General features: G+C 64.7%; 13 protein-coding genes. 7 read left to right on the plus strand and 6 right to left on the minus strand.

The genetic code is table 11. The annotated features are described in order from the left end of the window. The first annotated feature begins 21 nt into the window (after positions 1–21). Positions 22–261, plus strand: a complete 240-nt coding sequence (locus HV711_RS19520; RefSeq protein WP_035478913.1) for a hypothetical protein — start codon at positions 22–24, stop codon at positions 259–261. 28 nt (positions 262–289) lie between these two features. Here the strand turns inward: HV711_RS19520 and rfaE2 are convergent, their stop codons facing one another. Then, on the minus strand, positions 290–772 hold the full coding sequence (gene rfaE2 / locus HV711_RS19525) for a D-glycero-beta-D-manno-heptose 1-phosphate adenylyltransferase (RefSeq protein ID WP_013586962.1): 483 nt from the start codon (positions 770–772) through the stop codon (positions 290–292). A 289-nt stretch (positions 773–1,061) separates the two neighbouring features. Then, positions 1,062–1,934: a ferritin family protein gene (locus tag HV711_RS19530; protein ID WP_013586961.1), complete on the minus strand. Its 873-nt coding sequence runs from the start codon at positions 1,932–1,934 to the stop codon at positions 1,062–1,064. Between the two features lie 272 nt (positions 1,935–2,206). Here HV711_RS19530 and HV711_RS19535 point away from each other — a divergent pair, with 272 nt between their 5' ends. Then, positions 2,207–2,347 carry a hypothetical protein gene (locus tag HV711_RS19535; RefSeq protein ID WP_156946604.1) on the plus strand — a complete coding sequence of 47 codons (141 nt, stop codon included), beginning with the start codon at positions 2,207–2,209 and terminating at the stop codon, positions 2,345–2,347. A 189-nt stretch (positions 2,348–2,536) separates the two neighbouring features. Here HV711_RS19535 and HV711_RS19540 read toward each other — a convergent pair whose 3' ends face one another. The 4 genes from HV711_RS19540 to HV711_RS19555 form a co-directional block, all read right to left on the minus strand. Continuing rightward, the gene (locus tag HV711_RS19540; protein ID WP_035478911.1) at positions 2,537–3,400 is read right to left on the minus strand and encodes a PhaM family polyhydroxyalkanoate granule multifunctional regulatory protein; all 864 of its coding nucleotides are present in this window, start codon (positions 3,398–3,400) and stop codon (positions 2,537–2,539) included. A 115-nt stretch (positions 3,401–3,515) separates the two neighbouring features. Then, complete coding sequence (locus HV711_RS19545; protein WP_013586959.1) at positions 3,516–4,367, minus strand: enoyl-CoA hydratase/isomerase family protein; 852 nt, start codon at positions 4,365–4,367, stop codon at positions 3,516–3,518. Positions 4,368–4,435: 68 nt separating this feature from the next. After that, a complete protein-coding gene (locus HV711_RS19550) occupies positions 4,436–5,692 on the minus strand; it encodes an ABC transporter substrate-binding protein (RefSeq protein ID WP_175145208.1) in 1,257 nt (418 codons plus the stop codon). Between the two features lie 118 nt (positions 5,693–5,810). Next, complete coding sequence (locus HV711_RS19555) at positions 5,811–6,794, minus strand: fumarylacetoacetate hydrolase family protein (protein ID WP_028361575.1); 984 nt, start codon at positions 6,792–6,794, stop codon at positions 5,811–5,813. A 163-nt stretch (positions 6,795–6,957) separates the two neighbouring features. On the opposite strand from HV711_RS19555, the gene HV711_RS19560 reads away from it, so the two are divergent. From HV711_RS19560 to HV711_RS19580, 5 genes are all read left to right on the plus strand, one after another. Then, on the plus strand, positions 6,958–7,845 hold the full coding sequence (locus HV711_RS19560) for an IclR family transcriptional regulator (protein WP_028361574.1): 888 nt from the start codon (positions 6,958–6,960) through the stop codon (positions 7,843–7,845). A gap of 41 nt (positions 7,846–7,886) precedes the next feature. Continuing rightward, positions 7,887–9,155 carry a DUF3108 domain-containing protein gene (locus HV711_RS19565; protein ID WP_035478905.1) on the plus strand — a complete coding sequence of 423 codons (1,269 nt, stop codon included), beginning with the start codon at positions 7,887–7,889 and terminating at the stop codon, positions 9,153–9,155. 167 nt (positions 9,156–9,322) lie between these two features. Beyond that, the gene (locus HV711_RS19570) at positions 9,323–10,111 is read left to right on the plus strand and encodes an alpha/beta fold hydrolase (RefSeq protein WP_035478902.1); all 789 of its coding nucleotides are present in this window, start codon (positions 9,323–9,325) and stop codon (positions 10,109–10,111) included. Between the two features lie 118 nt (positions 10,112–10,229). Further along, entirely contained in the window at positions 10,230–10,487 is a 258-nt protein-coding gene (locus HV711_RS19575) for a BTH_I0359 family protein (protein WP_013337859.1), read from the plus strand. A 288-nt stretch (positions 10,488–10,775) separates the two neighbouring features. Next, on the plus strand, positions 10,776–11,846 hold the full coding sequence (locus HV711_RS19580) for a homocysteine S-methyltransferase family protein (RefSeq protein ID WP_013586953.1): 1,071 nt from the start codon (positions 10,776–10,778) through the stop codon (positions 11,844–11,846). Positions 11,847–11,934: the final 88 nt, after the last annotated feature.

The following is an 11,934-nucleotide window of genomic DNA, read 5'->3' on the forward strand; positions in this document are numbered from 1 at the left end:
TATGGACGGGAAAACAAAACAATGCTGCGCTGGCTGATCGCCATCTTGTTTCTAGCCAACCTTCTGGCATTCGTCGCGGTCCGCGGCGTGTTCGGTCCGACGCCCACGGCAAGCGGAGGGGAACCCAATCACCTCAGCCGCGAAATTCACCCCGACTGGCTGAAGGTGCGCCCCATCACCGCCGCCGAGGCAGGCGACCAGGCGGTCGTCGGCGCGCCGGCTCCGGCCGCGCCGATTGCGGCTTCGGCATTGCCGCAATAAAGCGCCCTGGCAAAAAGCGCGCTGGCACTCAGCTCTGCGTGCGGACTTTCGTAAGCAATGCTGTGGTCGAGCGATCATGCTCGAACGGGATGGCCAGCGCCTTGCCGCCCCACCCTCGCACGATGGCCGACTCCGGCAACGCGTCCATGTCATAGTCGCCGCCCTTGACGAGCACGTCCGGGCGCAGCGCCGAGATCAGTTCCACCGGCGTTTTTTCAGCAAAGCACACGACATAATCGACGCTTTCCAGCGCCGCGAGCAGCGCCATGCGGTCGGCTTCGCTGTTGATCGGCCGGTCGTCGCCCTTGCCGAGCATGCGGACCGACGCGTCGCTATTCACGCCGACAATCAGGCAAGCGCCTTGTGCTTTCGCATCCGCGAGATAGGTCACATGCCCGCGATGCAGGATGTCGAACACGCCGTTTGTAAATACGACCGGCGCCTTGAGCGTGGGGCGCAGCGCGACGAGCGCGTCGCGCGTGAGAATCTTGCGTTCGAAAATGGCAGCCATGAGCGACGTGGAGGAGAGACAGAGGGAATGCCGTCACGACACAGCGCGCGCCGCATCGAACAGCTCCAACCGGACAAACGAAAAGGCAAAACAAAGCCGCTGAAATAAAACGGCCCGGCAAGCTGTCAGCCGCCGGACCGTTTTGAAGCTGTTTTTTAAAGCCGCTTCTTGAACTATTTAACCGTCCAACGCCGTCAAACCGCTTTGCCGCCTGAGCACGAGCCTTGCGCGGTGCCTGGCGGCCCGAAGTGGACCCGACACGGACGCGAAGTCGACGCGACGTGGGCCGTCAAGCCGGCTGTTCGGCCGATTTCTGGTCGGCCTGCAGCCGCGCCACGACTTCCTTGCGATAGCGGTTCAGTTCCTGCGCCGTGGTGAACGTGCGCTCGAAGAGCAGCGACAGGTTGTGCAGAATGCGCTCGACCACCTTCTTTTCCCAACCGTCGTCGAAACGGATCTGCTCGTCAAGCCAGCGCTCCAGCCATTCGGGGTCGGGCAGACGCGACTGGATCGTGTCGCGCGGGAACAAAGCCTGGTTCACGTGCAGATTGGTGGGATGCAGCGGTTTTTCGGTGCGGCGCGCCGACGCCATCAGCACGCCGATCTTCGCAAAAGCCGCACGCGCGATGTCGCCGGTTTGCGCCATGGCTTTCTTCATGTAGCGCAAATACGCGCCGCCATGCCGCGCTTCGTCGCGCGAAATGGTTTCGTAGATGTGCTTGATGACCGGTTCGGTGTGCCACTCGGCCGCGCGGCGATACCAGTGATTCAGGCGAATCTCGCCGCAGAAGTGCAGCATCAGCGTTTCGAGCGGCGGCGCCGGGTCGAACTCGAAGCGCACAGCGTGCAGTTCTTCTTCAGTGGGGCACATTTCGGGCTTGAAGCGGCGCAGATATTCCATCAGCACCAGAGAATGCTTCTGCTCTTCGAAGAACCACACGCTCATGAATGCGGAAAAATCGCTGTCGTGATGGTTGTCACGGAGAAACATTTCCGTGGCGGGCAGCGCCGACCATTCGGTGATCGCGTTCATCTTGATCGTTGCGGCCTGCTCGTCGGTCAAGAGCGATGCATCGAACTTGTCCCAGGGAATGTCCTTCTCCATGTCCCATCGAACCGATTCGAGCGATTTATAAAGTTCCGGATAAAGCATGGTGTTCATAGTCCCACCCCTGTTCTGCACATACTGTGTGTGTCTGTCACTACTACGTGTAGCACTCTTGCTGACGACGAACGAGACGCACCGGGTGTTGTGCCCGAGTGCCGCGCCGCTCGCCGGCCAAGCCTTCAATTTTACGCGGTAACCGGCCGCACGGATGCCCGGGCAGCGAAGAAGTCCGGGCGCTTGCGCGAAGAGCGGCTAACACGACATTCCACGCTCGAATAGCGCGCTGCGCGGCCAACCGTGGGTGAGGGATACGTGAGGGATACCCTATGCCTGAGGTCGAGCCAGTTTGCGATGAAAACCGCACCGTCCAGCCCTGCGCCGGTCGTGCCGGCGGCGAATGGAGCAAGGGCGGCTGGATTGGTTGTTTTCAGCGCACGCCCAAAAGCCAAACAAAGACCTTCCAATGATAGCACGCTGGCTTCTTCAAACCCGCCCGGGGACAGACGCAATTCGGATGCCTGATTGACCTGTCTCAATGAAACGCCGAATCCGCCGAGTGTGCCGCGCGATCGGCGTCAAAACCATGACAGCCGGCGATTTCGCTCTGTTGTTTGGCGCCGACAGTTGGAGCACGCCGCCGCCCGGCGCGCCGGCTCCTACAGAGACTTTTTCGGCGCCTTGGACGCAGTGCTGCCCGTGCCCGTGGCGGCGCGCTTTGTCGCAGCCGGTGCGCGCTTCGCCGCCGGGCGTTTTTCGGCGGCTTCGGCTGGTCCGTTGGATTCGCCGGAAGCCGCGGCCGGCGCGTCGGCGGGCGATGGGCGCGGCACGTCCGTCGCGCCGCCGACCGCCTCCGCCGCCTCGTCTGCCGGGTCCCCGGTCGAGTCAGACGGCGCGTCCGCGGCGTCCGCGGCGGCGGCCGCCGGCTGGGTCATCGCGAATTGGGCGATCTGATTGAATTGCGATTGCAGCAGGTTCCACCATGCCGATGCGTCGAAGCTCGGCGCGGCGGGCGCGGCTTCCTCGTCGGCCGGCGGCTCTGCGGCGCGCGCACTTTCCGTGGCGGCGGAACTGGAACCGGAAGCCGAAGCACCCGCCTGCGGATGCGGCCAGCCGCTCGCCGGCGACGGCCTCGGCGCGGGCGCCGGCGCTTCAGGCGCCGCAGGCTGCGCCATCGACTGTTGCGCGAACGCGCCGAACGCGCGCAGCGTCGCCAGCGTCGCGCGCTGTACTTCCAGCGCCTGAATAGCCGACTGCAGCATGTTCAGGTTCAGCTTGAGCCATTGCTCGACGGCGCGCATGTCGGTGATGCGCTTGTCGAGTTCCTCGACGTTGGTGAGCGGCGCCATCATGTCGGACATCATCGAGAGCGACGGTCCGAGGCCCGCGCCCGGCTGCGCGCCCGCAAACGCGGAGCCGAACGGCGAGAGGCGCATCATGCCCCACATGCGGTCGAGCATTTCGGCCGGCGGAAAGCCGGGGAAACCGGAAAACGGCGGCGTGGAGCCAGGTGTGTCGGTCATGCTTGTCGCCTCGCTGCATTAACGGAAAAGCGCGGAAGAAGGGAGCACAAAACAGCAACGGCCGCGCAGACGGATCCGATCATACCGCGCGACGCGCCACGATCCCACCCGGCTGTCACCGCGCGCGCCATGGGTCGGCGCCGCCGAAATCCGGCGCGCGCCGCTCGCGCAACGAACTCACGCCCTCGCGCACGTCCGGTCCGGCGAAGCCCATGAATTCGAGCGCGAGCGACGTATCGAAGGCCGGGCCCGCTGCGCGCAGCCAGTTGTTCAACGCATACTTGGTCCAGCGGATGGCGGTTTGCGAACCGTGAGCGAGTTTCTGCGCGACCTCAAATGCCTTCGGCAGCAGATCGTTTTCGTCGACGGCGAGCGATACGAGGCCGATGCGCTCCGCCTCCGCGCCGCTCACCGGCTCGCACAGCATCAGGTAATACTTGGCCTTGGCCATGCCGCACAGAAGCGGCCAGACAATCGCCGCGTGGTCGCCTGCGGCCACACCGAGCCGCGTATGCCCGTCGATAATGCGCGCGGTTTTCGACGCGATCGAGATGTCCGCAAGCAGCCCCGCGACGAGGCCCGCGCCGACCGCCGGACCGTGCATGGCCGATACGATCGGCTTACTGCAATTGATCACGTTGTAGACAAGATCGCGAGCCTCGCGCCACACGCGCGCCCGCACGTCGAAATCGGTCGCCATGTCTTCCACGAGTTGCAGATCGCCGCCGGCTGAGAAGCCCTTACCCTCGCCGCGAATGATCGCCACGCGCGTGTCCGGATCGCGGTCGATGTCGCGCCAGATTTCCGCGAGCTCGTAATGCATGCGCGCATCCGCGGTCGCGAGGGCGCTCCTGTTCGCGCCCTCGCCGCTCATCACCACTTCGAGCACGCCATGCGGACGGCGATGCAGTTGAAGCGAGCGGTAATGCGCGTAAAAGGCGTCGTTGGTGTGAGGTTGCTGGGACATGATGAGCGATCCGTGTTTGCGTGCGAGTGCGTGTCGGTGCGCCGTCGAGTCGTTGCGTCGCGGCCTCTTCAGCGCGGCTGATAAACCCATTTGCCGTTCTTGATTTCGACCATCACGCGTGCGCGCTGGTCGAGGCCGAGGTGATCCGCGGCGCTCATGTTGACCACGCCGTTGGTGTCCGCAAGGCCACGCGTGGCTTCGAGCGCGTCGCGCAACGCGCGGCGGAATTCCGGCGTGCCGGGCGACGCCGCTTTCAATGCGATAGGCACCGCGTGATTGAGCAGCATGCCCGCATCCCACGTGTAGGAGCCGAAAGCCGACACGGTGCCGGGACCGCGCAGCGCCTCGAAACGCGCGATGTAGTCGAGCGCAAGGCGCTTCGCCGGATGATCCGCCGGCAATTGCGCTGCCACGAGCACAGGGCTCGCGGGCAGGAACGTACCGTTGCAGTCGGCGCCGCACACGCGCAGGAAGTCGTTATTGCCCACACCGTGGTTGTGATAGATCAGCCCTTTGTAGCCGCGCTCCCTAAGCGTCTTCGGCGGCAGCGCGGCGGGCGTGCCGGCCGCCCCCACAACGACGGCATCCGGATGCGTCGCGAGAATTTTCAGCACCTGGCCCGTCACGCTCGGGTCCGTACGATTGAAGCGCTCGCTCGCCACCATCTCCATGTGATGCAATTGTGCGAACTTCGCGACTTCGGCGTAAAAAGTCTCGCCGAGCGCGTCCGCCTGGCCGATGAACGCGACGGTTTTCACGCCGTGCGTGCTGGCATGCTCGGCAATCGCCGAAGCCATCATCGCGTCCGTTTGCGGCGTCTTGAAGACCCAATGGCGTTTCGCGTCCACCGGTTCAATGATTTTTGCCGACGACGCGAGCGAGATCATCGGCGTCGTTCCATCCGCCACGACGTCGATCATTGCGAGCGAGTTCGGCGTGATCGACGAGCCGATGATCGCGTCGACGTGGTTTTCGGAGATCAGCTTCTTGGTGTCCTGCACGGCCTGGGTCGTGTCCGACGCATCGTCGAGCACGATATAGTCGACGCTCTGGCCGGCGATCTGCTTCGGCAACAGCGTGGCCGTATCGCGCGCGGGAATACCGAGCGACGCCGCCGGCCCCGTCAGCGACAGCACGAGCCCGATCTTCACCTGCGCCAGTGCGACAGCCGGCGACAGGCCTGCAAGCGTCGCAACCAGCAAGGCCGGGCGACGCACGAGGCGCGCGAACCGCCTGATGGGCCCGAATTGCTGCAACCGCTCGCGCCACGCGCGGCCATCTGCATTACCCGGCCATCCCGCTTCAAACGATCCAGCTCGCCGCATGGTGTCTCCTCACATGAGTTTTTCGTTCTGATTTACCGCCGATGCCGTCGCGCCAGTCAGTGTAGCGGCGCGCGACAGCGGCAACATCGGGCGAAACCCTTTCGGCAAACTGACCGCGTCACTCGAGCGGCGCGATGCTCTGCTCGATGGCACCGAAAATCGACTTGCCCGCTTCGTCGAACATCTCGATCTTGACGGTGTCGCCGTACTTCATGAACTCGGTCTGCGGCGCGCCGTGCTCGATGGTTTCGAGGCAGCGCTTTTCGGCGATACAGCAGTAGCCGCGCTTCGCGTCCTTGTTCGACACCGTGCCCGAGCCGACAATCGTGCCCGCGCGCAAGTTGCGCGTTTTGGCCGCGTGCGCGATCAGTTGCCCGAAGTGAAACACCATATCGGTACCGGCGTCCGGTTGACCGACCTTCTTGCCATTCCAGTGGACGATCATTGGCCGGTGCACCCGGCCTTCGCGCCAATGTTCGCCGAGCTCGTCGGGCGTGACCGCAACGGGCGCGAACGACGTGGCCGGCTTGCTCTGGAAAAAGCCGAAGCCCTTGGCAAGTTCAGCGGGAATCAGGTTGCGCAGCGAGACGTCGTTGACGAGCGTCACGAGCCGCACGCTTCTCAACGCCTGCTCAGGCGCGACGCCCATCGGCACATCGCCCGTGATCACTGCAACTTCTGCCTCGAAGTCGATGCCGAACGCTTCGGATGCGCACACCACGTCGTCTTTCGGCCCGATGAAGTCGTCGCTGCCACCTTGATACATGAGCGGATCGGTCCAGAATTCCGGCGGCATCTCCGCGCCGCGCGCGCGCCGCACGAGCTCGACGTGATTGACATACGACGAGCCGTCAGCCCACTGGAATGCGCGCGGCAGCGGCGCCATGCAGTCGCTCGCGTCGAACGAAAACGTGTTGCGCGCGCGGCCCTGGTTGAGCGCGTCGTACAGGTCGTGCAATTGCGGCGCGTAGAAGGTCCAGTCGTCGAGCACGCGCTGCAACGTGGGCGCAATGGCGTCGGCAACGGCGGCGGTGTGCAGGTCGCGCGACACGACGATCAGTTGACCGTCGCGCGTGCCGTCCTTCAGCGTGGCAAGTTTCATGGAGAGATGAACCGTGTTAGTGACGATAGAGGGAATCTATTCTACGATGGTGAATCGGCGCTGCCCAAGCCCGGCTTGCCGGCGCCGCACGGCAGGCCCGTTCGCGCCCTGCCGCAGCCGGTTCCTTTCCCACTGATTCTGAACGCGCTTCGCGCCTTTGCTCATGCCGCACACTGCCCGCTCCGGCGCAATGTCCCACGCCCCGGCCGCCGCCGAACCGCTCGACGCCCCCGAAACCGACGACGATTCCGCCGAGGCCGGCGAGGAAAAGCTGCGCTCCGGCATCCAGTCGATCGAAGTCGGCTTCAGGCTGCTCGACGTGCTGACTCACGAGCCGCGCGCGATGATGCTGCGCGATCTTGCACAGCGCGCCGGCATGAGTCCGGCGAAAGCGCATCGCTATCTGGTCAGCTTTCTGCGGCTCGGCGTCGTCGCGCAAGATCCCTTGTCGGGACGCTATGAACTCGGCGGCTTTGCCCTGCAACTGGGACTCGCGCGCCTCGCCCGCGTCGACGGCGTGAAGCTCGCGCGCATTGCACTTGCCGAATTGCGCGATCGCCTGGACCTGACGGTCGGCATCGCCGTGTGGGGCAATCAGGGGCCGACCATGGTTCACTGGATGGAGTCGAGTCATCCGGCAAAGGCGTCGCTCAAGCTCGGCGACGTCATGCCGCTGCTCAGTTCCGCCACGGGCTTGCTGTTCGCGGCCTACCTGCCGGCGGGCAAAACTGCGGCGATGCTCGAACGCGAGCTGGCCGACACGCGCCGCTCGTCGCACCTCGGGGTGCCGCGCACGCGCGAGGAAGTCGAACGCGTGCTTGCGCAGGTGCGCGAGCACGAAGCGGCGCGCGTCGAAGGGATGTTGCTGCCGACTATTCACGCCTTCTGCATGCCGGTATTCGACTCGACCGGCGCGCTGGCGCTCGGTCTCGTCGCGCTCGGTCACGAAGGCGCGTTCGACATTAGCTGGGGCGGCGAAATCGACACCGCGCTGCGCGAGTGCGCGCAAAAGCTCTCGTACGAGCTCGGGTATAGTCCGACGCCGCGCTAACGCATCGCTCCGCTTTCCGCCGCGCCTTCATTTTTTCGCCGATGGCCTTACCTTCCGCCGCACGTCCTTCCAGTCTCACGCCGCCCGGCGAGCCGCGCGCGCGTTGGCGCGCGTGGCGCTGGATTGCCGTGCTGCTGGTCGTCAGCCTGCTTCACTGGATTGCCGCACAGTGGGTGGAGCGTCATCGCGCAACACTGAATCCCACGGACGACGAACACGTGCCCGTGCAGGTCGCGCTGCTCAAGCCGGAACGTATCGAGCGCAATCCGGCGGCTGCGGCATCGGTGGCGCCCGCGCAGCCGCCGAAGCGCCAACCCGCCGCCAGCAAGCCCCGCGAACATGTGCTGACCGCCTTGCAACCCGCGGACAAAGCGCCAGCGCAAGCGGCAACTGCGACCTCGGACGCCGCCGCGAGCGAGCCCGCGGCAAACGTAGTGCCCGCGAATGCGGCAAGCGCCGCGAGCGCAGCGTCGGGCGATGCCAATGCCAATGCAACGGCAAGCGCAAACGCGAGCGCCGATGCGCCCCAAGCCGCATCAGGCGTGAAGTTTTCGATCCCGCCATCGGGCGATCTTCAGTACGACACTTTTTACAACGGCGTGCGCAACCAGCCCGGCACGATCCATTGGACAAGCAGCGCACAGCGTTACGAGATGGTGGTTTCGGTGCCCTTACCCTTTGTGGGCACCTTCGTCTATTCGAGCCATGGCCGTATCGACGCATTCGGGCTCGCGCCCGAGCAATACGTGGAAAAGCGCGGCCGTCGCGCGGAAGACATCTCGATCTTCAATCGCACCGACAAAAAGATCGCGTTCACGCGCACGCCGGCCACGCTGCCGCTGCCCGACGGCGCACAGGACCGCTTCAGCATGGTGATGCAACTGGCAAGCCTCGTGCGTGGCGACCCCGACGCGTACAAGCCGGGCGTCACGCGGCAGTTCTTCGTGGTGGACAGCGACAGCGGCGAGAACTGGCCAGTCGAGACCATCGGCGACGAAACGATTCGCACCGCGCAAGGCTATCTGCAAACGCGCCATTTCAAGCGCCTGCCGCGCCGCGAAGGCGACCGGCGCCGCATCGACGTGTGGCTCGCGCCGTCGCTCGGCTGGCTGCCCGCGCGGCTCGTGCAGACGGAGCCGAACGGCACCCAGTTCGAACTCGTATGGCGCGGCAAGCTGAACGCCGATAGCGGCGGGGGCGCGGATTCGCCGACCGGTTTGCCGAACGCCTCAGGAGACGCTTCTCTTCCAGATGCACCAGCCGATTCGACCGGTCCCGGCGGCGACGCTTCGGGCAACATCAAGCCGTAATCGCGCACCTGCCGACCGACGGCAAAAAGGCAAGCCCTGCACCCGAATGGTGCCTCGGCGATTGCACGAAACTTCCGTCTTGCCGCCGACTCTGCATCATCTGATGCAACCGTTCGGCGGCACGAGCCGACGGATTCTTCCCCTGCGTTCTCCTTGAAGGAGCCTGCATGCAAGTGAACATCAACGGTATCGAAACGCGCTACGTGCTGAGCAATGAGGGCGGTGGGCCCTGGCTCACGTTCGTTCATCAGCTCGGCGGCGATCTGTCGGTCTGGGACCAGCTCGCCGGCTATTTCCGCGACGACTACACGGTGCTGCGCTACGACGTGCGCGGCCACGGCGAGACGGCGCTATCGCCGGAACCGTTCAACATTGCCGATCTTGCCGGCGACCTCGCCGCGCTGCTCGATGCGCTCGGCGCACCGGGCACGCACCTCGTGGGCATGTCGATGGGCGGGATGATCGCCCAGCAGTTCGCACTCGACCACCCTTCGCGCGTGAACACGCTGACAATTGCCGACAGCACGGCCGCCACCTTGCCCGAAGCCCGCGCAATGTGGGACCAACGCGCCGCCAGCGCGCGCCGCGACGGCATGGCGCCGCTCGTGCCCGCCACGCTGGAGCGCTGGCTGACGCCCGATTTCCGCACCGCGCACCCTGAAGCCGTCGAGCCGATACGCGAGGCGCTCAGCCGAACGTTGCCGGAAGGCTACGCGATGGCGTGCGAAGCGCTGCGCGATTTCGACGTACGCAGTAAGCTGGGAAGCATTCGCTGCGCAACGCTGGTAGTGGCCGGGCGCCATGACACGGGCACGCCGCCTGCTGCTAGTCAGGCAATAGCAGATGCCATTGAAGGCGCGCAGTTCGAATTGCTCGAGGCCGCTCATCTTGCGCCTGTCGAGCAGTCCCAACGGTTTGCCGCACTGCTTGAAACGTTTCTTGAAAGGCCGGTCTAACCGGTAGGTTCGGAACTTTTACAAGCGTCAATCCGGACCCACCCCTTGAATTCCAAACCATAAGCTCCACGTAAGGCGCAGGAACGGCCAGGAGCCAACGGAAATAAGGAGTGTCGCCATGCAAATGATCTATAACAGCCCCAATTACTGTGTCGTCGAGTTTCCGCCGCAGGAAGGTCCGCTGGCCATGAAATCGGGTGGCTACGAGATCGTCGACAAGAACATGCAACGCGAGATTTATATCGACGGTGCAATGGCGGCGCGGTTTCGCGAGAACGTGCAGAAGCTGATCGAAGAGGAACCGTCGCTCGACGAAGTGGACGAATTCCTCGGCCAGTTCGACAGTCTGATGCATCAACCGGTCATTCTTCACTGAGCCCAACTGAGCGCCAGTTGCGCCTGATCTTTCGACGTTTGGAGTTTTTTCAACGTTTTTGGCGACATCTATCGACCGCGCCGTCCGGCTTCGCCGGCGGCCCTCATCAGGCGGTCGGCTCTCATCGAAACGGTTCAGCGGGCTGCGGCGCGCTGGACCGTTTTCTTTTGCAAGCCGCGGCGCGCGCGTGTCGCCGGCTCTGCCGCCCGATGCCGTGTCCGGCGCAATAGCCCGGCTGCGGCTACAATGACAGGTTCCCGAAAAAGCCGGCCCAAGCCCTCGTCCGCCATGAACCAGCCTGCCCAAACCGCCAAGCCAATCCGTCCCGAGTCCGAGTACACGCGGGGCGCGGCGCTGCCCGCGCTGCTCAAGTCGCGCATCCTGATTCTGGACGGCGCCATGGGCACCATGATCCAGCGCTACAAGCTCGACGAAGCGCGCTATCGCGGCGAGCGTTTCAAGGACTATGGGCGCGACATCAAGGGCAACAACGAACTGCTGTCCATTACGCAGCCGCAGATCATCAGCGAGATTCACGAGCAGTATCTGGCGGCGGGCGCCGACATTATCGAGACGAACACCTTCGGCGCGACCACCGTCGCGCAGGCGGACTACGGCATGGAGTCGCTGGCGGCGGAGATGAACCTCGAATCGGCGAAACTCGCGCGCGCCGCGTGCGACAAGTACTCGACGCCGGACAAGCCGCGCTTTGTCGCCGGCGCGATCGGACCCACGCCGAAAACCGCGAGCATTTCGCCTGACGTGAACGACCCGGGCGCGCGCAACGTGACGTTCGACGAACTGCGCGCCGCCTATTACGAGCAGGCGAAGGCGCTGCTCGAAGGCGGCGCCGACCTGTTCCTCGTGGAAACCATCTTCGACACGCTCAATGCCAAAGCCGCGCTGTTCGCGCTCGACGAGCTGTTCGAAGACACCGGCGAGCGTCTGCCCATCATGATCTCGGGCACGGTGACGGACGCCTCCGGGCGCATTCTGTCCGGCCAGACCGTTGAGGCTTTCTGGAACTCGCTGCGCCACGCCAAACCGCTCACCTTCGGTCTGAACTGCGCATTGGGCGCGGCGCTGATGCGTCCGTACATCGCCGAGCTGGCCAAGCTTTGCGACACCTATGTGTCGTGCTATCCGAACGCCGGCTTGCCGAATCCGATGAGCGATACCGGTTTCGACGAATTGCCGGCCGACACCTCCGGGCTGCTGAAAGAGTTCGCCGAGGCAGGTCTCGTGAACATTGCGGGCGGCTGCTGCGGCACGACGCCGGAGCACATTGCGGCCATTGCAAAGGCGCTCGCCGACGTGAAGCCGCGCAAGTGGCCCACGCAATATCGCGACGCCGCATAACCGCGCAACCGCGTCTCCGGCGCCCACGGCCCGCCGGTTCACGCCCATCAGCCGCACCGGGCCGCACCTAACGCACGCAATCGACTCG

The organism is Paraburkholderia phenoliruptrix (assembly GCF_902859825.1).
Lineage (GTDB): Bacteria > Pseudomonadota > Gammaproteobacteria > Burkholderiales > Burkholderiaceae > Paraburkholderia > Paraburkholderia phenoliruptrix.

Coding starts and splice junctions, on each gene's coding strand:
- HV711_RS19550 (WP_175145208.1), bottom strand. CDS start 5,692: ATGCGGCGAGCTGGATCGTTTGAAGCGGGATGGCCGGGTAATGCAGAT.
- HV711_RS19530 (WP_013586961.1), bottom strand. CDS start 1,934: ATGAACACCATGCTTTATCCGGAACTTTATAAATCGCTCGAATCGGTT.
- HV711_RS19555 (WP_028361575.1), bottom strand. CDS start 6,794: ATGAAACTTGCCACGCTGAAGGACGGCACGCGCGACGGTCAACTGATC.
- HV711_RS19545 (WP_013586959.1), bottom strand. CDS start 4,367: ATGTCCCAGCAACCTCACACCAACGACGCCTTTTACGCGCATTACCGC.
- HV711_RS19570 (WP_035478902.1), top strand. CDS start 9,323: ATGCAAGTGAACATCAACGGTATCGAAACGCGCTACGTGCTGAGCAAT.
- HV711_RS19560 (WP_028361574.1), top strand. CDS start 6,958: ATGCCGCACACTGCCCGCTCCGGCGCAATGTCCCACGCCCCGGCCGCC.
- HV711_RS19565 (WP_035478905.1), top strand. CDS start 7,887: ATGGCCTTACCTTCCGCCGCACGTCCTTCCAGTCTCACGCCGCCCGGC.
- HV711_RS19520 (WP_035478913.1), top strand. CDS start 22: ATGCTGCGCTGGCTGATCGCCATCTTGTTTCTAGCCAACCTTCTGGCA.
- HV711_RS19540 (WP_035478911.1), bottom strand. CDS start 3,400: ATGACCGACACACCTGGCTCCACGCCGCCGTTTTCCGGTTTCCCCGGC.
- rfaE2 (WP_013586962.1), bottom strand. CDS start 772: ATGGCTGCCATTTTCGAACGCAAGATTCTCACGCGCGACGCGCTCGTC.
- HV711_RS19575 (WP_013337859.1), top strand. CDS start 10,230: ATGCAAATGATCTATAACAGCCCCAATTACTGTGTCGTCGAGTTTCCG.
- HV711_RS19535 (WP_156946604.1), top strand. CDS start 2,207: ATGCCTGAGGTCGAGCCAGTTTGCGATGAAAACCGCACCGTCCAGCCC.
- HV711_RS19580 (WP_013586953.1), top strand. CDS start 10,776: ATGAACCAGCCTGCCCAAACCGCCAAGCCAATCCGTCCCGAGTCCGAG.